General features: G+C 63.4%; 22 protein-coding genes, 1 tRNA gene and 1 riboswitch. Of the genes, 10 read left to right on the top strand and 13 right to left on the bottom strand.

What is annotated here, in order from left to right; genetic code table 11:
* Positions 1 to 70: 70 nt before the first annotated feature.
* From AB4Z53_RS03080 to AB4Z53_RS03070, 3 genes are all read left to right on the top strand, one after another.
* Entirely contained in the window at positions 71 to 1,270 is a 1,200-nt protein-coding gene (locus AB4Z53_RS03080; RefSeq protein ID WP_441594596.1) for an aspartate aminotransferase family protein, read from the top strand.
* A 104-nt stretch (positions 1,271 to 1,374) separates the two neighbouring features.
* A complete protein-coding gene (gene argF / locus AB4Z53_RS03075; RefSeq protein WP_113536534.1) occupies positions 1,375 to 2,292 on the top strand; it encodes an ornithine carbamoyltransferase in 918 nt (305 codons plus the stop codon).
* A gap of 290 nt (positions 2,293 to 2,582) precedes the next feature.
* Positions 2,583 to 3,572, top strand: coding sequence for an Hsp33 family molecular chaperone (locus AB4Z53_RS03070; RefSeq protein WP_113536533.1), 990 nt, complete (start codon positions 2,583 to 2,585; stop codon positions 3,570 to 3,572).
* Positions 3,573 to 3,656: 84 nt separating this feature from the next.
* On the opposite strand, the gene apaG is transcribed toward AB4Z53_RS03070, so the two are convergent.
* Positions 3,657 to 4,049, bottom strand: a complete 393-nt coding sequence (gene apaG, locus AB4Z53_RS03065; protein ID WP_057248107.1) for a Co2+/Mg2+ efflux protein ApaG — start codon at positions 4,047 to 4,049, stop codon at positions 3,657 to 3,659.
* Positions 4,050 to 4,288: 239 nt separating this feature from the next.
* The gene (locus AB4Z53_RS03060) at positions 4,289 to 5,473 is read right to left on the bottom strand and encodes an O-succinylhomoserine sulfhydrylase (RefSeq protein WP_441594593.1); all 1,185 of its coding nucleotides are present in this window, start codon (positions 5,471 to 5,473) and stop codon (positions 4,289 to 4,291) included.
* 46 nt (positions 5,474 to 5,519) lie between these two features.
* Positions 5,520 to 5,598, bottom strand: a riboswitch (SAM riboswitch).
* Between the two features lie 74 nt (positions 5,599 to 5,672).
* On the opposite strand from AB4Z53_RS03060, the gene AB4Z53_RS03055 reads away from it, so the two are divergent.
* From AB4Z53_RS03055 to AB4Z53_RS03045, 3 genes are all read left to right on the top strand, one after another.
* Positions 5,673 to 6,770 (top strand): 2'-deoxycytidine 5'-triphosphate deaminase, encoded by a 1,098-nt coding sequence (locus AB4Z53_RS03055; RefSeq protein WP_291149093.1) that lies wholly within the window; start codon positions 5,673 to 5,675, stop codon positions 6,768 to 6,770.
* Between the two features lie 82 nt (positions 6,771 to 6,852).
* Positions 6,853 to 6,927 (top strand) — tRNA-Gly (locus AB4Z53_RS03050).
* Between the two features lie 141 nt (positions 6,928 to 7,068).
* Positions 7,069 to 7,902 (top strand): transporter substrate-binding domain-containing protein, encoded by an 834-nt coding sequence (locus AB4Z53_RS03045; RefSeq protein WP_113536530.1) that lies wholly within the window; start codon positions 7,069 to 7,071, stop codon positions 7,900 to 7,902.
* Positions 7,903 to 7,938: 36 nt separating this feature from the next.
* Here the strand turns inward: AB4Z53_RS03045 and AB4Z53_RS03040 are convergent, their stop codons facing one another.
* The 3 genes from AB4Z53_RS03040 to AB4Z53_RS03030 form a co-directional block, all read right to left on the bottom strand.
* On the bottom strand, positions 7,939 to 8,349 hold the full coding sequence (locus AB4Z53_RS03040; RefSeq protein ID WP_113536762.1) for a tellurite resistance TerB family protein: 411 nt from the start codon (positions 8,347 to 8,349) through the stop codon (positions 7,939 to 7,941).
* 149 nt (positions 8,350 to 8,498) lie between these two features.
* A complete protein-coding gene (locus AB4Z53_RS03035; protein ID WP_441594591.1) occupies positions 8,499 to 9,353 on the bottom strand; it encodes a thermonuclease family protein in 855 nt (284 codons plus the stop codon).
* A gap of 13 nt (positions 9,354 to 9,366) precedes the next feature.
* Positions 9,367 to 10,017, bottom strand: coding sequence for a S24 family peptidase (locus AB4Z53_RS03030; RefSeq protein WP_113536528.1), 651 nt, complete (start codon positions 10,015 to 10,017; stop codon positions 9,367 to 9,369).
* A gap of 195 nt (positions 10,018 to 10,212) precedes the next feature.
* Here AB4Z53_RS03030 and AB4Z53_RS03025 point away from each other — a divergent pair, with 195 nt between their 5' ends.
* Entirely contained in the window at positions 10,213 to 11,289 is a 1,077-nt protein-coding gene (locus tag AB4Z53_RS03025; protein ID WP_162768690.1) for a calcium:proton antiporter, read from the top strand.
* A 25-nt stretch (positions 11,290 to 11,314) separates the two neighbouring features.
* On the opposite strand, the gene AB4Z53_RS03020 is transcribed toward AB4Z53_RS03025, so the two are convergent.
* Positions 11,315 to 11,824, bottom strand: a complete 510-nt coding sequence (locus tag AB4Z53_RS03020; RefSeq protein WP_291149102.1) for a winged helix-turn-helix transcriptional regulator — start codon at positions 11,822 to 11,824, stop codon at positions 11,315 to 11,317.
* Positions 11,825 to 11,959: 135 nt separating this feature from the next.
* Here AB4Z53_RS03020 and AB4Z53_RS03015 point away from each other — a divergent pair, with 135 nt between their 5' ends.
* Positions 11,960 to 12,427: an SRPBCC family protein gene (locus AB4Z53_RS03015; RefSeq protein WP_291149105.1), complete on the top strand. Its 468-nt coding sequence runs from the start codon at positions 11,960 to 11,962 to the stop codon at positions 12,425 to 12,427.
* Positions 12,428 to 12,491: 64 nt separating this feature from the next.
* Here AB4Z53_RS03015 and AB4Z53_RS03010 read toward each other — a convergent pair whose 3' ends face one another.
* A complete protein-coding gene (locus AB4Z53_RS03010; protein ID WP_113536524.1) occupies positions 12,492 to 13,073 on the bottom strand; it encodes a threonine transporter RhtB in 582 nt (193 codons plus the stop codon).
* Positions 13,074 to 13,293: 220 nt separating this feature from the next.
* On the opposite strand from AB4Z53_RS03010, the gene AB4Z53_RS03005 reads away from it, so the two are divergent.
* On the top strand, positions 13,294 to 14,178 hold the full coding sequence (locus tag AB4Z53_RS03005) for a DMT family transporter (RefSeq protein ID WP_441594588.1): 885 nt from the start codon (positions 13,294 to 13,296) through the stop codon (positions 14,176 to 14,178).
* A 27-nt stretch (positions 14,179 to 14,205) separates the two neighbouring features.
* Here AB4Z53_RS03005 and AB4Z53_RS03000 read toward each other — a convergent pair whose 3' ends face one another.
* On the bottom strand, positions 14,206 to 15,039 hold the full coding sequence (locus AB4Z53_RS03000; protein WP_113536523.1) for a methyltransferase domain-containing protein: 834 nt from the start codon (positions 15,037 to 15,039) through the stop codon (positions 14,206 to 14,208).
* 149 nt (positions 15,040 to 15,188) lie between these two features.
* Positions 15,189 to 15,821 carry a TetR/AcrR family transcriptional regulator gene (locus AB4Z53_RS02995; protein ID WP_441594586.1) on the bottom strand — a complete coding sequence of 211 codons (633 nt, stop codon included), beginning with the start codon at positions 15,819 to 15,821 and terminating at the stop codon, positions 15,189 to 15,191.
* Positions 15,822 to 15,921: 100 nt separating this feature from the next.
* Here AB4Z53_RS02995 and AB4Z53_RS02990 point away from each other — a divergent pair, with 100 nt between their 5' ends.
* Positions 15,922 to 16,620, top strand: coding sequence for a DAPG hydrolase family protein (locus AB4Z53_RS02990; RefSeq protein ID WP_441594584.1), 699 nt, complete (start codon positions 15,922 to 15,924; stop codon positions 16,618 to 16,620).
* Positions 16,621 to 16,694: 74 nt separating this feature from the next.
* Here the strand turns inward: AB4Z53_RS02990 and AB4Z53_RS02985 are convergent, their stop codons facing one another.
* The 4 genes from AB4Z53_RS02985 to AB4Z53_RS02970 form a co-directional block, all read right to left on the bottom strand.
* Positions 16,695 to 18,911, bottom strand: a complete 2,217-nt coding sequence (locus AB4Z53_RS02985; protein WP_441594583.1) for an FAD-dependent oxidoreductase — start codon at positions 18,909 to 18,911, stop codon at positions 16,695 to 16,697.
* An 11-nt stretch (positions 18,912 to 18,922) separates the two neighbouring features.
* The gene (locus AB4Z53_RS02980) at positions 18,923 to 19,336 is read right to left on the bottom strand and encodes a YbaY family lipoprotein (RefSeq protein ID WP_441594581.1); all 414 of its coding nucleotides are present in this window, start codon (positions 19,334 to 19,336) and stop codon (positions 18,923 to 18,925) included.
* 2 nt (positions 19,337 to 19,338) lie between these two features.
* Positions 19,339 to 20,547, bottom strand: a complete 1,209-nt coding sequence (locus AB4Z53_RS02975; RefSeq protein ID WP_441594579.1) for an acetyl-CoA C-acetyltransferase — start codon at positions 20,545 to 20,547, stop codon at positions 19,339 to 19,341.
* A 72-nt stretch (positions 20,548 to 20,619) separates the two neighbouring features.
* On the bottom strand, positions 20,620 to 22,416 hold the full coding sequence (locus tag AB4Z53_RS02970) for an acyl-CoA dehydrogenase C-terminal domain-containing protein (RefSeq protein ID WP_441594577.1): 1,797 nt from the start codon (positions 22,414 to 22,416) through the stop codon (positions 20,620 to 20,622).
* Between the last annotated feature and the right edge of the window lie 74 nt (positions 22,417 to 22,490).

The following is a 22,490-nucleotide window of genomic DNA, read 5'->3' as shown; positions in this document are numbered from 1 at the left end:
GCATTTTTGATTTTTATCGGGTCGCACGAAGCCGCGGGATCGATGTCGACTGGAGTAAGGAGAGCCTCGCATGACTGCAACCACGCCGCTTTATGACACCTACATGCGCGCGCCGTTGCGTTTCGAGCGAGGAGAGGGCGTCTGGCTGATTGCCGAAGATGGCTCGCGCTACCTCGACTTCGCTGCCGGCGTTGCCGTGAACTCGCTTGGTCATGCGCATCCGCACCTCGTCGAGGCACTGAAGGCGCAGGCCGAGAAGGTCTGGCACCTTTCCAACCTGTACGAGGTTCCTGGCCAGGAAAGCCTTGGGCGTCGCCTGGCGGCCGTCACCTTTGCCGATCGGGTCTTCTTCACCAATTCCGGTGCGGAAGCGCTGGAATGCGCGATCAAGACGGCGCGGCGCTATCACTTCGCCAAGGGGCAGCCCGAGAAGTTTCACGTCATCACCTTCGAGGGTGCCTTCCACGGCCGCACGATCGCGACGATCGCCGCCGGCGGCCAACAGAAATACATCGAAGGTTTCGGGCCGAAGGCGCCGGGGTTCTACCAGGTTCCGTTTGGTGACATCGCAGCCGTCAAGAATGCGATCACCGAGGAGACCGCTGCGATCCTGATCGAACCGATCCAGGGCGAGGGCGGCATCCGTCCGGCGACCAAGGAGTTCATGCAGGAATTGCGCGCGCTCTGCGACGAGTTCGGCCTGCTCCTGATCCTTGACGAGGTTCAGACCGGCGTCGGCCGTACCGGCAAGCTGTTCGCCCATGAATGGTGGGGTATCCGCCCGGATATCATGGCCGTGGCCAAGGGCATCGGCGGCGGTTTCCCGCTCGGCGCTTGCCTTGCGACGGAAGAAGCGGCTGCCGGCATGGTGGCTGGCACGCATGGCTCCACCTATGGCGGCAACCCGTTGGCCATGGCCGTCGGCAACGCCGTGCTCGACGTCATCCTCGCGGACGGTTTCCTCGGCCATGTGCGGGATGTCGCGCTCGTGTTCCGCCAGGGCCTTGCCTCGCTGAAGGACCGCTTCCCGGATGTCATTGAGGACATCCGCGGCGATGGCCTGATGCTGGGCATCAAGGTGAAGGGTCCCTCGGCCGATCTCCTGAAGGAAATCCGCGCCGAGAAGCTCCTGGCCGTACCGGCCGGCGACAACGTATTGCGCCTGCTGCCGCCGCTGACGGTGACGGCGGAGGAAGCGCGCGAGGGTCTCGCACGCATCGAGCGCGCTGCCGAGGCAGTGCGCAAGGCCGGCGGCAACGCTGCCGCTTAACGGATAGGACCGACGCCGACACAGGGTGTTAGAATGATCTTCGTGCGTTCACGCGGAATGCGTGGCGCACCAGGGATCGATTTTTCAGACAGGAACCGAGTACGATGGCAGGCACCAGACATTTTCTCGATCTTTCGGCCATGACGGCCGCCGATCTCCGGACGATCATTGACGATGCCCGCGTCCGAAAGGCGGCGACCAAGGCAGGAACCGCCGAGAAGCCGCTCGCCGGCAAGATGCTGGCGATGATCTTCGAAAAGCCGTCGACCCGTACACGCGTCTCCTTTGACGTTGGCATGCGCCAGCTGGGCGGCGAGACCCTGTTTCTTTCGGGCACCGAAATGCAGCTCGGCCGCGCCGAGACGATCGGCGACACCGCCAAGGTCCTGTCGCGCTATGTCGACGCGATCATGATCCGCACCACCGACCATCGTCGTCTTCTGGAGCTGGCCGAGCATGCGACAGTGCCTGTTATCAACGGCCTGACCGACGATACGCATCCTTGCCAGATCATGGCCGATATCATGACCTTCGAAGAGCATCGCGGATCGGTGAAGGGCAAGACGATCGCCTGGACCGGTGACGGCAACAATGTGCTGCACTCGCTGATCGAAGGCTCCGCCCGTTTCGGCTATCGCATGAACATGGCTGTGCCGCTCGGTTCCGAGCCGCAGGACAAGATCCTGAACTGGGCTCGTAACAACGGCGGCGAGATCCTGCTGTGTCATGATGCCGAGCAGGCTGTCGCCAATGCCAACTGCGTCGTTACCGACACCTGGGTGTCGATGAACCAGGAACACCGCGCCCGCGGTCACAACGTCTTCCAGCCCTATCAGGTCAACGAGGAGCTGATGAAGCGTGCGGCCTCCGATGCGCTGTTCATGCACTGCCTTCCGGCGCACCGCGGCGAAGAGGTAACCGACGAGGTGATCGATGGCCCGCAGTCTGTGGTCTTCGATGAGGCGGAAAACCGTCTGCATGCGCAGAAGTCGATCATCGCCTGGTGCATGGGCCTCGTCTAAGCGGCTTGCAGGGATGAGCGCTGCGCGGCCGGCCGATGGGGCAGCGCTTTGCTAGGCGCGTGGGCGGCTATTGACATTGCGGCTGCTCGACACGATCTAGGCGGCAAGCGGGGCGCTCCTGGCAACAGTGAAGCGCTGACTGCCATGGGTGGTGTGCGGCGCAATGGCGAACGGCACATGCCCGGTGGACAATCCGTTCATCGCGGGATCAATTGAGACAGCGGGCACGTTGCGCCGAGGGATAGGAATGTCCCTGGCGCAACGCAGTTGGCTGATGCAAGGAGCAAGACATGACTGACATGACGCCAGGGCTTGGTGAGTTCGACTTCGCCGGTGACGATCACGTCGTGCCTTTCCAGGTGGAAGGCCTCGATGTGCGTGGCCGTGCCGTACAGCTCGGCCCGATGCTCGACGCTATTTTGGAGCGCCACAATTATCCGCTGCCGGTCGCGCGGCTTGTTGCCGAGACCGTCGTTCTCACGGTTCTGCTCGGCACGTCGCTGAAGTTTGAAGGCAAGCTGATCGTCCAGACAAAAGGCGACGGTCCAGTCGATCTGGTGGTTGCGGATTTCTCGACGCCCGACCGTGTGCGTGCCTATGCCCGCTATGATGCCGACGCGCTGGCCGTTGCCGAGAAGGATGGTCGCACCCGCTCGCATGAGCTGCTCGGAAAGGGCGTGCTCGCCTTTACCATAGACCAGGGCGCTCACACTCAGCGCTACCAGGGCATCGTCGCGCTGGACGGCGCCACGCTGGAAGAAATCGCCGGCGTTTATTTCCGCCAGTCGGAGCAGATTCCGACGAAGGTCCGGCTCGGTGTTGCTGAACTGCTCGACCGTGACGAAAACGGCAAGCCGCGCCACCGTTGGCGTGCCGGCGGCATGGTCGCCCAGTTCCTGCCGGAAGCGCCTGAGCGCATGCGCCAGCCCGACCTGTCCGGCGGCGACGGCGATGATGGCGAAAACGTCTTCGAGGATGACGATCTCTGGGCGGAAGCCAAGGTGATGGTCGAAACGATCGATGCCGACGAGCTGACGGACCCGATGGTCGGAACCGAACGGCTGCTCTACCGGCTGTTCCACGAACGCGGCGTTCGCGTCTATGAGCCGCAGGCGGTCTTTGACCGTTGCAGCTGCTCGCGCGAGAAGCTTCGTTCCGTGCTCGCCAATCTGGAAGCGGACGATCTCGAAAGCACCCTCGAGGATGGCGTTGTGAAGGTGACTTGCGAGTTCTGCTCCACCACCTACCGTTTCGAAGCAAGCGAAGTGCGTCCGCAGTAGCGGGCGCCTCCGGTCATTTGGCCGGGGTCGCTATTTGAAGGGCGCAATTCCGGACGGAAAAGCGCCTCCCACTTAATCCTGGAATTAGTTCAGGGTGCGCACGAGCCCGGGTGAATCGAGCGAGAAGGCGGGAATGGCCACGTTGAAGGTCTCTCCGCCTTCCGCTTCCATGCTGTAGTGGCCGAACATCACGCCCGACGGCGTATCCAGCGGGCAGCCCGACGAATATTCATAGGTGTCGCCGGGATTGAGCAGCGGCTGTTCGCCGATCACGCCGGGGCCGCTGACCTCGTCGACCTGCCCATTCTCATCGGTGATATGCCAGTAGCGGGTCATCAACCGGACGGCTGCGTCCGAATGGTTCGAGATGACGATGCGATAGCCCCAGACATAGCGGCCGTCATCGGGATCCGACTGCTCTTCGAGATAGTACGGCTCCACCGTAACTTCTATGTCGCGGGTCAAAGCGCGATACATGGGCAACACCTTGCTTCAGGTCTTTCAGGGTATTCTACAGCAAGATGGTTTCGTCAAGAATAACGGCAAGATTGTGCATACCCATTCCTGGGCAATGGCTTGCGAGAATCCCGATCGGCTGTTTGGGCCCTCTCGATCCCGCAGGTGACGCCACCTGGGATGGCAGCGCTGCAGCAGCATGAGCGCCGCGGGGGATCGACGGCCGCCGTCCTGTCGCGGCGGCCGTATCTTTCGTTGCCTCAGGCTTTGACAGCCTTGAGCGCGCGGGCGAAATCTTCCACCACGTCGTCGCTGTCCTCGATCCCTGCCGAGAAGCGCACGGTGCCGGCGGAAATGCCAAGCTCCTCGCGGGCCTCGTCGGTGAGGTTCTTGTGCGTGGTCGTTGCCGGATGGGTGATCAGGCTCTTGCTGTCTCCGAGGTTGTTGGAGATGCGGACGATTTCAAGCGCGTTCTGCAGCGCGAAGGCTGCATCCTTGCCGCCCTTCAGTTCGAAGGCGACGAGCGTCGAGCCGCCGGTCATCTGCTTGGCGATGATGTCGGCCTGCGGGTGATCCTTGCGGCCGGGATAGATGACCTTGGCCACCTGCGGCTGCTCGGCGAGGAAATCGGCGACGCGGCGGGCCGTTTCCGTCTGCTGCTTGACGCGCAGCGGCAGGGTTTCGATGCCCTTCAGCAGCGTCCAGGCGTTGAACGGCGACATGGCCGGCCCGGTGTGGCGGAAGTAGTCGTGCAGGTTCTCGTTGATCCAGTCCTTGTCGGACAGCACGACGCCGCCCAGGCACCGGCCCTGGCCGTCGATGTGCTTGGTCGCGGAATAGACGACGATATGGGCGCCGAGTTCCAGCGGCTTCTGGAACAGCGGCGTTGCAAAGACGTTGTCGACGACGACCTTGGCGCCGATCTGGTTGGCGAGCTTCGCGACGCCGGCGATGTCAATGACTTCGAGCGTCGGGTTCGTCGGGCTTTCTAGGAAGAAGACCTTGGTGTTCTTCTGGATCGCCTTTTCCCAGTTCTTGAGATCACGACCGTCGACCAGCGTGCATTCGATGCCGTATTTCGGTGCCAGCGTCTCGACCACCCAGCGGCAGGAACCGAAGAGGGCGCGGGCAGCGACGATGTGATCGCCGGCCCTCAGCTGGCAGAGGATGGCGGCGGTGACGGCGGCCATGCCCGATGCCGTGGCGCGCGCGTCTTCAGCGCCTTCCAGCATGCACATGCGCTTTTCGAACATGTCGTTGGTGGGGCTGCCGTAGCGGGCGTAGATAAAGCCTTCGGTCTCGCCCTTGAAACGGGCTTCCGCAGCTTCCGACGTCTCGTAGACAAAGCCCTGGGTGAGGAAGATTGCCTCGGACGTTTCGCCATGCTGGGAGCGGGTGGTTCCGCCGTGGACGAGTTGGGTTGCCGGGCGCCAGTTCTTGCTCATGGGACGATCACCTTCAAAAACAAAAAAACCGGCCGCGTAAACGGGCCGGTTTTGACACCCGGCCTTTTTAGCTACTTGTTTAACGTGGCTGCAAGCCGACCGGCCAAATCACCACGGGATAAAGCTTCAATACTGCTAGGGTGCGCTTGCGTCAATTCCCGGAGTTTGGTTTTGTCTCGCAACTGAAAAGAGGACTGCAATGGGCCGCGACACTGGGATTTTGGCCGACCGCGCGATTGCCGCGCTGTTCGAAACGGGGCGCCTGAAGAGCGAGAGGCCGTTGGACGCCGATCAGATCCAGCCGGCGAGCCTCGACCTGCGTCTTGGCGCCAAGGCCTTCCGCGTCCGCGCGAGCTTCATGCCAGGCCCGTCACACCTGGTCGCGGACAAGCTCGACCGCCTGAAGCTGCACGTGGTTGATCTCACCGATGGCGCAGTGCTGGAGACCGGTTGCGTCTACATCGTGCCGTTGATGGAAAGCCTGGCGCTGCCTTCGGACATGTCGGCTTCGGCCAATCCGAAGAGCTCGACCGGCCGTCTCGACATCTTCACCCGCGTCATCACCGATCGCGCCCAGGAATTCGACAAGATCCCAGCCGGCTACAGCGGCCCGCTCTATCTCGAAATCAGCCCGCGCACCTTCCCGATCGTCGTTCGCCGTGGCTCGCGCCTGTCTCAGATCCGCTTCCGCGTGGGCCAATCGCTGCTGTCGGAGCAAGCGCTGGTGGCGCTGCACGAGAGCGACGTTCTCGTGGCGAGTGAGCGCCCGAATGTCAGCGGTGGCGGCATTGCGCTGTCGATCGACCTCAAGGGCACTGGCCCGGACGGCCTGATCGGCTACCGCGGCAAGCACCATACCGCGGTCATCGACGTCGACAAGAAGGCGCAGCACGCGATCTTCGACTTCTGGGAGCCGCTCTATAGCCGTGGACGCGACGAACTGATCCTCGATCCGGACGAGTTCTACATCCTTGTCTCGCGCGAGGCAGTGCATGTCCCGCCGCTCTATGCCGCCGAGATGACGCCGTTCGATCCGTTGGTGGGTGAGTTCCGCGTGCACTATGCGGGCTTCTTCGATCCGGGCTTCGGCCATGCCTCGGCCGGCGGCACCGGCAGCCGCGCGGTGTTGGAGGTGCGCAGCCATGAGGTGCCGTTCATCCTCGAGCACGGGCAGATCGTCGGCCGCCTCGTCTATGAACACATGCTGGAACGGCCCGAGGGCCTCTATGGTCTCGGCGTCGGCTCCAACTACCAGGCGCAAGGCCTCAAGCTTTCGAAGCATTTCCGCGCCGAGTAGGAGATTTTGCGTGGGACCCTCGTGCGATACCGCGCAAGGGTCCTTGACAGATCGTCTCGGTTCGGGAAATTTCGCAGGCATCGCGGGTGTAGTTCAGTGGTAGAACGCCAGCTTCCCAAGCTTGATGTCGTCGGTTCGATCCCGATCACCCGCTCCAATTCTTCCTGAAGCCTCTCTTGCCGCGTTCGCGCGAGGCCTATGGCCAGTTGCCTTGCGGACGGTTACTTTACCGCTCGATGAATCATCCCGCGGTTCTAAGGGCCGCCCCTGCCACATGAGACATGCCGGCCCGCTGCCCATGAGATTTCTTTCCCTGTTCGCTCTCTGCGCGTCCTTGATCGCAACGCCGTTGGCGGCGCAGCCGAAGGATCTGCCGATCCTGTTCGATGCGCGCGAACGCATCGCCAAGCCCGATCTCACGGGTCTGGCGCGTCTGCGTTTCCTGACGACGGTGGACTTTCCACCGTTCAATTTCATCGACCAGTCCGGCAAGCTCTCCGGCTTTCACGTCGATCTGGTGCGCGAGATCTGCCGCGAGCTCGACATCGAAGCCAAATGCCAGATCCAGGCCGTGACCTATGCGGAACTCCTGCCGGCGCTGGAACAGGGGCAGGGCGAAGCGGTCGCCGCCGGCATCGCCGTCGGCCCTGAGTTGCGCCAGCGCTTCGGCTTCTCGCGCGCCTTCATGCGGCTGCCCGCCCGGTTCGCCATCAACGCCAAGGCAGCCGGTGCCGTGGCGGGTCCGAAGGATCTCAGGAAGAAAGCGGTCGGGGTCGTGGCGGGGACGACGCATGAGGCCATGTTCAAGGCGTTCTTCCCGAAGATCGAGGCCAAGGTTTTCCCGGATCGCGACGCCATGCTGACGGCGTTGCAGAAGGGTGAAGTGCCGGCGGTCTTTTCCGACGGATTGCAGCTTTCCTTCTGGGTCTCAGGCACGACCGCCGGCGGGTGCTGCTCGCTCGTCGATGGCGCCTATTTCTCGCAGCGCTTTCTCGGCGAAGGCCTGACGATCATGAACCGCAAATCCGAACCGGCCCTGACCCAGGCCATCGACCACGCTCTGCTGGCGCTGTCGCGCAGCGGTCGGCTCGAGGAAATCTACCTGCGCTATTTCCCGAACGGCATCTACTGAGGGCAATGCACCTGGGTTAGGCCAGGGTGGGATAGGCTATCGGCGGAAGCGGGCAAGCGCCCCGCGCTCGATAGCCGCGCAGGTGAGCTTGTCGAGACCCAGGCGATCGCGCAGCAACTGCAGCAGGCGGATCTCCTCGTTGCGGATACGTTGGTCCGCCGCGGCGATTTCGACCGCGAGCGCATAGGCCGTCTCGTGGTATTTTTCCGGAAGCGCCTCGCGCACGATTTCCAAGGCGATGTCCAGCCCTTCGGGAGCCGCGAGCTGGGCCGAGCATTCGTGGCCGATGAGCACGAGCTGGTCCTCATCGAACCCCTCGAAGACGGGCAGGAACTGCACCAGCCGGCCGATGCGGGCGAATTCGTCGTCGCTCATTTCGCGGTCGACTGCCGACATCATCACCATGACATAGACGAGGGCTTCGTGGTGACTGAGGCTTGGCAGCATGGGGCTTTCCGGCGGTAGCGCAATTCCGGGAACGGCTTGAAGCGGTTTCATCCGGAATTGCAGAGTTTCAAGGAGCTGGATCATCTCACTGTCTCAACGCTACAGGGAGAGGATCTGGACGGTTGAGAGCTGGGAGTTGCCGCGGCTGTTTACAAGTCCGGCTGCGGCTCGTCCATCCCGGTGCCGAGGGTCGGATCGTCAAAGGTCATCGGCGTGTGGCTGAGATCGCGCGGGTCCTCGCCGTAGAAGCCGAGCTTGGCCTGACGTGCGGCGTCGGCCCGTTTCTCGAGCGGCGAGCCGGGTACCGGCGTCGCCCAGCCATTGTCGACGAGCCAGGCTGCGAGGTCCTGTCCGCCGAGCGAGCAGGATGCGGTGGCCGAAGAACCGGCGCTCCCTTCCGGCATGTCGCAGCTGACCGCACGGGCGCGCAGGAAGTTCCGGAAGGCCGTCCGCGCGACGATGCCGCAGGGCCAGGTCTTGCCGCCGGTTTCGCAGGTCCTGTCCGCCTGCTCGGGCTCGATGCCGTCGATCTGCAGCGTCAGCTTGTCGAATTGGATCACGCCGGCGGCGGCAGCCACCGGGCGGTAGAGGATGGTCGGCCCGGCCGCCGACTTCGCCTGCTTGTCCTGTTCCGACAGCGGTGCGCGCGGCTCCATCCGTTCGAGCGGCGCGCTGGTCACCGTATCCGGCAAACCGAACTGTTGTGGCTCGATGGCGCGCGCGGCATTTTCCGTCGCGGGGTTTTGCGGTTGCTCGCCGGTCGTTGCCGCACCGGGCTCCGGGGTGCCGCCAGAGGATGTGCCGAGATCGAGCGGCACGTCTTCGCCCGTCTCGCCTTGATCCGGCGCCGTCTCGAATTCCGTCATGTCGGGCGTTTCGAGCACGAGGTCCGGCGTTGCCGCGCTCTCACGGTCGCGAATGGCGGCTGCTCCTGCATAGAGGATGCCGGTGAAAAGCGCGATCGCGGCGATGCCGCCGGCGAGAGTGTATAAATGCTGCCGCATCAGGAAGAACGTCCTATTGGCTGGCCCAGATGATCCGGGCGATCCATTCAATCTGGCTGATCTCGAAGCTCCGGTTCGGGTGCTCCGGGTTGAGAGAGAGGAGTTCGATCGTGCGCGGGGTCTGGCGTGTCAGGACCTTCGCCATGACCTCGCCTTCGCGCGTCTTGACGACGACGCGGTCGCCGCGCCGAACCTGCGCACCGGGGTCGACGATGAGCGTGTCACCGTCACGATAGAGCGGCAGCATGCTGTCGCCCTGGACCTCGAGCGCGTAGATGCCGGGCCGCCGTTCGACCGTCGTCGGAAAGTCGATGACGTCCCAGCCCTGGCCAGCCGGAAAGCCGCCGTCATCGAAGAAGCCGCCCGCCCCCGCCTGGGCGAAACCGATCAGCGGGATTGCCGCGCTTGCAGCCGCCGGGACGGGTTGAGCGCCATCCGGGCTCAACAGGCTGGTGAACTGATCCATGGTGGCGCCGGTCGCCTCCAGCACCTTGGCGATCGATTCCGTTGAAGGCCAGCGTTCCCGCCCGTCGGCGGAGTGGCGCTTGGATTTGTTGAAGGAGGTGGGGTCGAGCCCGGCGCGGCGGGCGAGACCAGAAGGCGAGAGCTGATTGCGCTCGGCCAATGCATCGATGGCGTGCCAGATCGTGCCGTGAGACAACATGCGAAAGGTCCGGGCCGAACAGGGCGGCCGCTTGCTGGGTTTGTTCAACGCAACACTACCGAAACGCGGGGGACCGGTAAAGAATCCGAAGGAAAATAGTCCTTTTCCCATCATTTGCATTGGGGAAGACGGGCCCTATAGTTCGCCTGACGGACAGAGCAGGCTTTCACCGGAGGGAACGTTTTGTTGGCGCGCATGACATCGGAGCGTCTGCTGTTCGTTGCCGTTGCTGCCGCGGTTGCCGGGATCGCGCTGGAGCATCAGCTTCTGGAGATGGGACGGCTCGCGACGCTCCTCGGTGCTGGCGGTCTGGTGGTCGCGATCGTGCTGGCGTCGCTGCGGGTGTCGCACCATGCCGAAGTGCTGGCATCCAAGGTCGGCGATCCCTACGGCACCATGATCCTGACGCTCTCGGCGGTACTGGTCGAGGTCGTCGTGCTGGCGATCATGATGACGAGCGAGACCTCGCCGACGCTCGTGCGCGACACGATCTATGCGGCCGTCATGCTCGACATTAACGGCATTCTGGGACTGGCTGCCCTGCTCGGTGGCCTGAAACACGGCGAGCAGCCCTATAACGACGATTCCGCCCGCACCTACAGTGTGATGATCCTGACGGCGATGGGGATTTCGATGATCGTGCCGGAATTCGTACCGGCGGCGAAATGGCATCTCTACTCGGTCTTCACCATCGGCGCGATGATCACGCTCTACGCCCTGTTCCTGCGCATGCAGGTGGGGGTGCACAGCTATTTCTTCAGCTACAGCTATCCGAAGGCGAAGGGCGAGGGGAGCGCGAGACAGGGCAGTTCGGACCAGCCGGTATTGCCGTCGATCGTGATCCTGATCCTCGGCATCGTGCTGATCGGTGTGCTGGCGGAAGTGATGTCGTCGCTGCTGACATCGGGCCTGAAGGGGAGCGGTGCTCCGCCGGCGGTCACGGCCGTCGTGGTTGCCGCGATTTCCGCCTCGCCGGAGATCATGACCGCCATGCGCGCAGCTCTCGCCAACCGCATGCAGGCCGTGGTCAATATCGCGCTCGGCGCCTCGCTTTCGACGGTCATCCTGACCGTGCCGGTGATGGAGGCGATCGCACTTTATACCGGCCAGCCTTTCGCAATGGCCATGTCGCCGGTGCAGACGGTGATGGTGACGATCACCTTGATCGTCGCGGCGATCAACCTCAACGACGGCCAGACCAATGCCATCGAAGGCATGACCCATTTCGTGTTGTTCGCCACCTTCGTCATGCTGTCGGTGATCGGGCTTTGAACGGGTGGCGAACGCTTGGCGTGTGTCAGGCCGTCGCCTTCTCTCCCGCCTTTCTTGCCACTACTTCTTCATAGGCAGCCTGTAGCGTGGCGCGCACCCGCGGCGGACCATCGAGCAGCGCGCCGAGATGATCGTGCCGCAGCTCGTCCATGAAGCGGTCCCAGAGCTCAGGCCCGCCTTGTTCCATCAGCTCGGCGCGGATGCTGAGCTCTTCGCTGACCGGCAGGTAGCGCCGTCCCCAGGCGCCGAGCTGAGCCATGATCGGCACCAGCGCGATCGTCATCTCCGTCAGGCTGTAGATCGCCTTCTGCTTGTGCGTGGGGTCGTCGGCCTTGGTCAGCATGCCCTGTTCGAGCAGCATCTTCAGCCGGTCGGCCAGGATGTTGGACGAGATGCCCTCCTGGGAGCGCAGCAATTCCCGGAAATGCCTTTTACCGCCGAAGATCATGTCGCGAATGATCAGCAGGCTCCATTTGTCGCCGAACACCTCGAGCGAAAGATTGATCGGGCAACCCGAGCGAATGTCGTCCTTCATTGGCACCTCTTCAAAACCGCTTGCATTATCGCATCAGTGAAGCTAACGTGCAACTGCTTTCAAAATTATAGCAGTTTTTAAAAGAAACCAGTTTTGCAATTGCCACCGGTTTTCCGGTCCAGAGGAGACAAGCACATGACTGACAGATCCGTGGAACATACGAGCTTCACCATCGAGCGCAGCTTCAAGGCGACGCCGGAACAGGTGTTCAGGGCCTTCTCCGAGCCGGCGGCGAAGGAGCGCTGGTTCGTCAATGTCGACGCCGGGGCTCAAATCACGCACGACTTCCGCGTCGGCGGTCGGGAAAGCGGGCGTTTCGTTCAGGACGAAGAGACGACCTATTACGACGACACCGTTTATCTCGATATCGTGGAAAACCGCCGGATCGTCTTTGCCTACACGATGGCGCAGAACGACAGGAGGATTTCCGCTTCCCTAGCCACGGTCGATATCCGGCCGGAGGGCAGCGGCACGTGCCTGGTTTTTACCGAACAGGTTGCGTTTCTCGATGGGCTGGACAAGCTCGAATACCGCCGCGATGGCTGGGAACAGTTGTTCGGGGCGCTGGCCAAGGAACTTGGCGAGGCGGCTGTCTCCGCCTGACGCGCGGCAGCCTCGCTCAAAAGGTCCGTGAATCCGCGCGGGACGGTGCCGATCTCCGGGGATTTCAATGCATGGCGGCGATGGCGCTGCCGGCAATTCCCATCGAAAACAGTGTGAGGCAGACGGCGGCAATCCGACGCGGCAGATGCGATGTCGACAGGCCTTTCGACATCTGCACCAGCATGGCGCCGGCGCCGATCCAGCTTGATCCGACGGCAACGACCAGCAGCGCAAACCCGGCGATCCAGGGCCAGACGGCCGCCAGTCCGGTCTGCGGCAGCAGCACCAGGGCGACGATCAGCGCTTTCGGGTTGAGCAGCGTCGTGACGAAGACTTGGGCGGCGGAGATGACAACGCCTTCGCTGCGCTCGGCATCGGTGGTCCAGAGCGCATAGGCGAGGTAAAGCACCCAGCAGGCCGCGATGAGCCTCAGCGCCAGGCCAAGCTGCGGATGGGCGGCGAGGAATGGCGCGAGCAGCGCAACCGCCGGAACGATGACGGCGAGATAGCCGCCGAGTTCGCCGGTGAGCAGGGGCAGGGAACGACGGAATCCGACAGAGGCGCCGGACAGCCAGAGCAGCGTGTTTGTTGGCCCCGGCGTTGCGAGCAGGATCAGGGCGGCAAGGGCGAAGGCGAGCGGCTGCATGTCGTTGAACCCGGGTTTCGTGGCCGTTATCGCTGCCTTCTAGCAGCGGCGCAAGCGCCCGTTCTTGATCTCCATCAAGCGGGCATCCGATCGTGCCGGAAGCGACCCGCAAGAAATCGCCACAGGCGCCCGCCGGAATGCCTCTTCCGCGTGTGTCGCGGCCGCGCTATCAGACGGGACGCTGCCGCTTCTCTTCCGCCGGCGCGATCGAGGCTTTCCCATGAACAAGACCGTCTTGTCAGGCATCGTCATGACGACGTTTTCCTATTTCCTGTTCTCGCTGCAGGATGCGTCGGTCAAATGGCTCGTCGTCGGCTATTCGGTCTGGCAGATTCTGTTTACCCGAAGCATCACCATCCTCGTGCTTTGCCTCGTCATCGGCCGTGGCAAGCTGGTGCGCAGCGCCGTCTCGTCCCCGGTGATCAAGCCGCTCTTCGTGCGCAACCTCCTGCTGCTCGCCGCCTGGCTTTCCTATTTCGACGCGGCGCGCGACCTCGGCCTCGCCGAGATGACGACGCTCTACTACGCCGCGCCGATCATCGTGACGCTGCTCGCGGTGCCGATCCTCAAGGAAGACGTGCCGCCGATCCGCTGGTTCGCCGTCTTCATCGGCTTCGTCGGCGTGCTGATTGCCTGCGATCCGCTCGGGACCGGCATGAAGCTGTCGATGCCGGTATTCCTGGCGCTCACCGCAGCCGTCTTCTGGGCGATCGGCACGGTGATGTTGCGCAAGACCGCGCTCCAGGAAACGACCCTGGTGCAGATGACGATCTCCAATGTCTTCTTCATCGCCATGACCGGCCTGGCGGTTGGCTTCTTCTGGACGCCTCCGGCGGTCTTCGATGTCGCCTTGATGGCCGGCACCGGCGTCATCGCGGGCATTGCCCAGTACGCTCTGTTCGAAGGCATGCGCCGCGCGCCGATCTCGGTGATTGCACCCTTCGAATATACTTCGCTCGTCTGGGCCTTCGGCCTCGGCTTCCTGATCTGGGGCGATGTCCCGGCCTCTAACGTCTTCGCCGGCGCCGGCCTGATCTTTGCGGCCGGCCTGCTGATCATCGTCGGCGAGCGCCTGGCGCACCGGCGCGCGAGTGCAGCCGCCTGAAGGCGGATAACGCGGCTGCGGAGCGCTTCAACCCGTGACAACGAACGTTTCGGGGACGCGGCCGGTCAGCCGGAAGAACAGATGTGAGGTGACGAGCACGTGCGGGTCGGCAAGGTGCCGGTCCAGCGCCTCCATGTCGGCGTCGAGTTCGGCCTGGCCGATGAAGCCTTCGCCGACGAGCCCGTCGCGAACGTTGTTGATGAAATCTTTGAGGATCGGGCGGCGGTCGTGACCGGGCGGATAGACATGCTCGACCGCATCGACTGAAATCGCCTCAATGCCGGCTTTCCGGAACAGCCGATGCACGCGTCGGCCGACATGCAGATCGATGCCCCTTGCTGCGGAATAGGCGACATAGGCGGCAAGCAGCCGGTCCCAGGCCGCAAGCGGCGGGTCGCAAACATGCCCCAGGAAATCGGCTTCGAAGCTGGCGATCCAGCCGCCCGGTTTTACCAGCGACACCATTTCGAGCACGATCAGCTCCGGCCGCGGCAGGTTGACAAGCACCAGCCGCATGTGGGCCCCGTCGAACGACCGGCGCGGCAGGCCGGTGGCATAGGCGTCACCCTCGCGCACCTCCACCTGGGGAAGCGCGTGGCTTTCGACGAAGCGGCGGGCAAGCGCGACGAAATACGGATCGCGTTCGATGCCGAGCACAGAGCCGGTCGGTCCGACGCGTTTGCCGAGGAGATGCAGCACGCCGCCGGGGCCGCAGCCGAGATCGATCACGCGCTCGCCCGCCCGGATGCCGACTTTTCCGAGCTGCTGGTCGGAGTCCGGGGCGAGATTTGCAATCTGCCGTTTCAGGCGTTCTTCCTCGGGCCCGGCGCGCCCAAGCAGATAGAGATCAGGCTCGCTCATGGCGTGTCCCCTCTGATCCCGCCAAGGATGCGCCCGCACCGGGAGGCCGTCAACCAGAAGGCGTCCCCTCTAGTATATGTCAGAGGTCGGTGTAGCGTCACTCGGTTGTCTCCGCGCGGATGCGGACGCCGCCTTCGCGTCGCCAGGCATCATAGGCACAGGAGGCCGATGGCTGCCCGGATGCGCGGCGCAAGATCCGTTTCGGGGAGGGGAGGCGTGAGCCCGATGGCGATCCGCCTCAACGGCTCTGCGATCACCATCGAGAGGATAAGGTCGCTCGCGGCCGCAGGATCATCGATCGTGACAAAGCCGCGCGCCTTGTGGCGGACGAGCCAGTCGGCAAGCAGTTCGCGCGAGCGCTCGATGCCGTTGCGGTCGTAGATCGGGAGGATTTGCTCCCGCGCCGGGATACCGCCGACGATCAACCGGAAAAGTCCGACTGCTTCGGCCGAAAGCACGCGTGCTGCGATCGTCGAGAGTATCGAGGCGAGGACGTCGCCGACATCCTCTCTGCTTGCCGCCTCGCTGGCGAAGGCCGGCAGGAAACTGTCCGTCCAATTGCGGACAATCAGTCCAAACAGCGCGTCCCGATCGCTGGCGAAACGGTACACCGTCTTTTTCGCCACGCCCGCTTCCTTGGCCACGGCTTCCATCGTCATCGCCGCATAGCCGCGCGACAGCATCAGTCGCGTAGCGGCATCAATGATGGCTCTCGCCTGCTCGGACTCCGGTCGCGCCGGTCGACCGCGCTGCTTCTGTGCCTCGGATACGGGGGGCGGCAAGGATACTCTTCCCTTTGACAAACTCCACTTCGAGGCATAAACGAGATTTAGGAAACGTTCAACGTTTCCTAAATCGTCAACCTTGGAAGAGGATAAAATAATGTTCGCCAGCACCGACCAGGCGCGCGCCGATATCCGATACATCAACGACTTGCTCGACCCGCGGCCGATGCGGACCGAGACCGGCATCGTCAGGCTCGACACGGGCGCGCTCGTGGTCGCCGTCAGAACAGAACTTCCCGGCTGCAAGGGGCGCATGCTCGATTGGTGGTTCAAGCATTTCGAGACGACCGAGCATCTCTCGTGGTGGCACCCGCTCGACCATGTGGCGCATAACGGCTGGGACGAGGGCCGGGTGAAGGGCGAGCGCTATATCGGCGCGACGATCCGTGCCGTCGAAAGCCTCGGCGACATTCCGCCGGTGCCGGCGGTCATCAGGTTTCATGACCCTGACGAAATTTTCGGTAAAGGCAACTTCGAGCGGGCTTTGCTGGCCGGCCACGCTACCGCCGCCATCTATGCCCGCATCGGCTTCGGCGAAGGTGCGCGTCTCGACGAGAACGGCGACCCTTGCGACGGCCAGATGGTGCACGTGGCGCGCGACACCAGCCAGGGCGCGGTGCTGCGCAGTCGCTTCATCCTGGGGCTGGATGCTGGGGCAGATCATGCGGTGCCCGACGCCGTGGGCCTCGGGCTGCTGCAGCATTGCTACACGGAATTCGGCTATCTTGCGAAGGTCCTGCCGTCGCTCTATTGGGGCGATCCGGCCAACCGGGAGGATGTACCCGCCTTGTGGTAGCGAACCATGGGCTGATGAGTGGCCAAACGAAAACAGGCCCGCAGGGGGCCTGTTTCCAATGCGTTGAGCGGGATTTAAGCGGCCTGCTTCTTCTCGCCATAGGGGTCGAAGCGGCCGTAGAAGGTCTCGCCGCGTTCGGCCATTTCCTTCAAGAGCGCCGTCGGCTTGAAGTGGTCGCCATAGTCCTTGGCGAGCTTCTCGCACATCTTGACGAAGGCCTTTACGCCCATGCCGTCGATGTAGGAGAGCGTGCCGCCGGTATAGGGTGCAAAGCCGAAGCCGAGGATCGAGCCGACGTCGGCTTCACGCGGATCGGTGACGATGCCTTCTTCCACGGTGCGTGCGGCCTCGAGCGCGATCGTCGCCAGCAAGCGCTGCTTCAGGACTTCGACGTCGATTTTGTCGGCATTCTTCTGCGGATAGAGCGTCTTCAACTCCGGCCACAGATACTTTTTGGCGGGCTTGGCCGGGTACTCGTAGAAGCCCTTGCCGTTCTTGCGGCCGCGACGGTCGAGATCGTCGACCATCTTGTTGATCAGCGCCAGGTGCTTGGGATCGACGGCCTTTTCGCCGAGGTCGGCGACGGTGGCCTTCAGGATCTTCTGGCTGAGGTCGATCGCCACTTCGTCGTTGAGCGACAGCGGGCCGACCGGCATGCCGGCCATCTTGGCGGCGTTTTCGATCATGGCCGGCGGCACGCCTTCGATCAGCATGTCATAGGCTTCGTGGATGTAGCGGAAGACGCAGCGGTTGACGTAGAAGCCGCGCGTGTCGTTGACGACGATCGGCGTCTTCTTGATCGCCGCAACATAATCGAGTGCCACGGCGAGCGCCCTGTCGCCGCTTTCCTTGCCGAGGATCACTTCCGTCAGCATCATCTTCTCGACCGGCGAGAAGAAGTGGACGCCGATGAACTGGGCCGGGCGCTTGGAGTTCTTGGCTAGACCGGTGATCGGCAGCGTCGAGGTGTTGGAGGCAAAGATCGCGTCCTCGCCAATCACCGCTTCCACCTTCTCGATCACGTCCTTCTTGACCTGGCGATCCTCGAATACTGCTTCGACGACGAGGCCGGCGGTCTTCAGATCGTTGTAGTCGGCCGAAGGCGTGATGCGGGCAAGCAGCGCTTCGCCCTCTTCCTTGGTCAGGCGACCCTTGCCGATCGAATCCTTGACCAGGCCTTCCGAGTGCGTCTTGCCCTTCGTCGCCGCTTCCATGTCGCGGTCGATCAGCGTGACCGGGATGCCGGCAGCCGCCGTCACATAGGCGATCGAGGCACCCATGAAGCCGGCACCGACGATGCCGACATGCTTGAACTCGGACTTCGGAACGCCGGCCGGGCGGCGGGCGCCCTTGCCGAGTTCCTGCATCGAGACGAACAGCGAGCGGATCATCGAGAAGGCTTCGGTCGTCTGAAGGATCTCGGTGAAGTAGCGCTGCTCGATCTTGAGCGCCGTATCGAACGGCACCTGCAGACCTTCATAGACGCATTTCAGGATGGCGATAGCGCCCGGATAGTTGCCGTAGGTCTCGCGGCGCAGGATGCCCGAAGCGGCCGGCCACAGCTGGGCAGACGCCGGCGTCCAGATGCCGCCGCCCGGAACCTTGTAGCCCTTTTCGTCCCAGGGCTGTACCGGCTTCAGGCCGTTCTTGATCATCGCCTTGGCAGCCTCGATCAGCTTGTCGGCATCGACGACCTCGTGCACGAGGCCCAGCGCCTTGGCGCGGGCTGCCGTCAGCGACGAGCCGGTCGTCATCATCTGCAGCGCGTCCTGCGCGTTGGTGAGGCGCGGCACACGCTGGGTGCCGCCGGCGCCCGGGAAGATGCCGACCTTGACTTCCGGCAGCGCGATCTTCACCGACTTCGAATTAGAGGCGACGCGGCCGTGGCAGGCGAGCGAAAGCTCGAAGGCACCGCCCATGCAGGTGCCGTTGATCGCCGAGACCCAGGGCTTGCCCGAGGTCTCGAGTTTGCGGAAGAGACCGGTCATGCGGCCGACCAGATCGAAGAGCTTCTGGGAGGCGTTATCCGGATCCTTCTTCTTTTCTTCCTGCTGGAAGGTGAACATCGACTTGATCATCGATAGGTCGGCGCCGCCGGAGAAGCTCGACTTGCCGGACGTGAAGACGACGCCCTTGATCACTGCATCGGCGGTGGTCGCATCGACGATGGCGTTGAGTTCTTCCATTACCTCCTGGGTGAAGACGTTCATCGACTTCTCAGGCATGTCCCAGGTGACGAGCGCGATGCCGTCGGCGTCGGTCTCGATCTTGAAATTGGTGTAATTCGTCATGGTTCTCCCCCTCAGTAGAGAATGGGTTCGATGTGCAGCGAGATATTCGATCCGCCGCTGTAACGTTGTTTGCTGGTGTTGGTGGCGATCAGCCGTCCGTCGCGCTCGACGCGGACGGTGAAGCCCGCATCGACGGCCTTGTCCAATTCGGGCTTGGGCACCTGCAGAACGAAGGGCACGCGCGTCGCCTTGCCATCGCTGACGACGGACGTTTCCGCAATCTGCTTGGCAGCGACATCCATCACGCCCTGCTCCTCGAGCCGGATCGTGACGGTGCCGGCCGGAACCGGGCCGCTGGCGACATTGGTGATCGCGCCGGTGAGCGTGAAGCTGTCGCCGCCTTCTTCCTCGTCCGAGACGCAGCCGGCGGCTGCAAGCAGCCCCAGGCCCGTCAGTCCGAGAAGGGTGCGGCGCGTCACGTCCATCGTCAGACCCTTTCGATAATCGTGGCCGTGCCCATGCCGGCGCCGATGCAGAGTGTCACGAGCGCGGTGTTGAGATCGCGGCGCTCCAGTTCGTCAAGCACCGTGCCGAGGATCATCGCGCCGGTCGCGCCGAGCGGATGGCCCATGGCGATCGCGCCGCCGTTGACGTTGATCTTGTCGTGCGGGATGTCAAAGGCCTGCATGTAGCGCAGCACGACGGCTGCAAACGCCTCGTTGAGCTCGAAGAGATCGATGTCCGACAGCTTCATGTCGGCGCGCTTCAGGAGCTTTTCGGTGACGTCGACCGGACCGGTCAGCATCAGCGCCGGATCGGAGCCGATATTGGCGAAGGCGCGGATGCGGGCGCGCGGCTTCAGGCCCATGCTCTCGCCGCCGGCCTTGGAGCCGAGCAGCACGGCAGCGGCGCCGTCGACGATGCCGGAGGAGTTGCCGGCGTGGTGCACGTAGTTGATCTTCTCGACTTCCGGATGGGCCTGGATGCCGACGGATTCGAAGCCGCCCATCTCGCCCGGCATCTGGAAGGACGGGTTGAGCGAGGCGAGCGCCTGCATGTCGGTGCCCGGGCGCATGTGCTCGTCACGGTCGAGGATCGTCAGGCCGTTCTGGTCCTTGACCGGAACGACGGACTTCTTGAAGTAGCCCTTCTCCCAGGAATGGGCCGCACGCTTCTGGCTCTCCACCGCATAGGCGTCGACGTCGTCGCGGCTGAAGCCGTATTTGGTGGCGATCAGATCGGCCGAAACACCCTGCGGCATGAAGAAGGCCGGCAGATTGACCGAGGGGTCCATGAACCAGGCACCGCCGGACATGCCGAGGCCGACGCGCGACATGCTCTCGACGCCGCCGGCAATGACGATGTCGTCGGCCCCTTGCGCGATCTTCGCCGCGCCGAAGTTGATGGCGTCGAGGCCGGAGGCGCAGAAGCGCGAAATCTGCATGCCGGGAGCGCGCGTCGAATAACCGGCTTCGAAGGCGGCAGCCTTCGGGATCACCGCGCCCGCATCCATAACCGGATCGACGCAGCCCATGATGATGTCGTCCACGGTCGAGGTGTCGAGGTCGTTGCGGTCACGCACCGCTTCCAGCATCTTGGCGGCGAGGCGCACGGACGGCACTTCGTGCAGCGATCCATCCTTCTTGCCACGGCCGCGCGGCGTGCGCACGTGGTCGTAAACGAAGACTTTCGTCATGTCTCATCTCCCTTTCGGCAACACCACGCGGTGCTGCCCGTCAAAACATTTTAGAGCGAACCCGCGACGCGATTAGAAAGCGGTCGCGTCGAGCGCCATCAGCGTGTCGGCGCCGGTTTCGATGCGGGCCTTGCGCAGCGCCGTTTCCGGCAGGATCCTTTCCATGAAGAAGGTCGCGGTGATCAGCTTGTTCTTCAGATAGTCTGCACGCGCCGTTTCGCCAGAGGCAAGCTTTTCCTCAGCGGTCTTGGCGATCTTCGCCCACATGTAGCCGAGGACTACGAGACCGAAGAGGTGCATGTAGTCGGTCGAGCCGGCACCCGCGTTGTCGGGCTTGGCCATGGCGTTCTGCATGAACCACATGGTGGAGGCCTGCAGGTCGTTGAGGCCCTTCTTCAGCGCCTTCGTATAGGCGGAGAGCTTCTCGTTGCTGCGGTTTTCCTCACAGAAATCGCCGATCTCCTTGAACAGGGCCATGACGGCGCGGCCGCCGTTGAGGCCGAGCTTGCGACCGACGAGGTCGAGCGCCTGGATGCCGTTGGCACCTTCGTAGATCATCGCGATACGGGCGTCGCGGACATACTGGCTCATGCCGTGTTCTTCGATATAGCCGTGGCCGCCAAACATCTGCTGCGCCATGACGGCATGGTCGAAGCCCTTGTCGGTCAAGACGCCCTTCAGGATCGGCGTCATCAGGCCGAGGATGTCGTCGGCCGTCTGGCGGTCGGCTTCGTTGTCGGAGCGGTGCGCGATGTCGGACTTCAGTGCCGTCCAGAGCGTAAAGGCACGGCCGGCTTCGTTGAAGGCCTTGATCGTCAACAGCGTGCGGCGGACGTCCGGATGCACGATGATCGGGTCGGCCTTCTTGTCCGGCGCCTTCGGGCCGGAGAGCGAGCGGCCCTGGATACGGTCGCGGGCATAATTGGCGGCGTTCTGGTAGGCGACTTCGGCAATCGACAGGCCCTGCAGGCCGACGCCGAGGCGGGCCTCGTTCATCATCACGAACATGGCGTTGAGGCCCTTGTTCTCCGTTCCGATGAGATAGCCCTCGGCCTCGTCATAGTTCATGACGCAGGTGGAGTTGCCGTGGATGCCCATCTTGTGTTCGATCGCACCGCAGGAAACGCCGTTGCGTTCGCCGGGTTCGCCGTCGGCATTGAGCTTGAACTTCGGCACGATGAACAGCGAGATGCCCTTCACGCCCTCGGGCGCGCCCTCGATGCGGGCGAGCACCAGATGGATGATGTTGTCGGACATGTCGTGTTCGCCGGCGGAGATGAAGATCTTCTGGCCTGAGATCTTGTAGGCGCCGTTGCCGGCGGGCACCGCCTTGGTGCGCAGCAGGCCGAGGTCGGTGCCGCAATGCGGCTCGGTGAGGTTCATCGTGCCGGTCCAGGTGCCGGCGACCATCTTCGGCAGGTAGGCCTGCTTCTGCTCGTCCGTGCCGTGAACGAGGATCGCGGCGATCGCGCCCTGGGTGAGGCCCGGATACATGGTCAGCGCCATGTTGGCGGACGACATATATTCGCCGACTGCGGTGTGCAGCGTATAGGGCAGGCCCTGGCCGCCGAATTCCTCGGGAACGGCGAGGCCGAGCCAGCCTCCTTCGCGGTAGAGATCGAAGGCTTCCTTGAACCCCTTCGGTACGCTGACCGAGGCGTCGTCGCGGCGCTTGCAGCCTTCCTGGTCACCGGAGAGATTGACCGGGAAAAGAACCTCCTCGGCGAGCTTGGCCGCTTCGCCGACGATCGCCTCGATCATGTCAGGCGTCGCATCGCCGAAACCTTGAAGATTGTTGTAGCGTTCGATGCCGAGCACGTCGTTCAGGATGAAGAGGGTGTCGTCGACTGGAGCCTTGTAGATGGGCATTCTTTCCTCGCCTTTGGTGCTTCGGGCTGTCGTGTCTCGTTGTCGACGCCCGGTTGCAGGATGCCGGATGCGCC

Source organism: Ensifer sp. 2TAB8, from assembly GCF_052115125.1.
Taxonomy (GTDB): domain Bacteria; phylum Pseudomonadota; class Alphaproteobacteria; order Rhizobiales; family Rhizobiaceae; genus Ensifer.
Note: the sequence above shows the minus strand (reverse complement) of the source record. Positions and strands in the feature narration are given on the sequence as shown.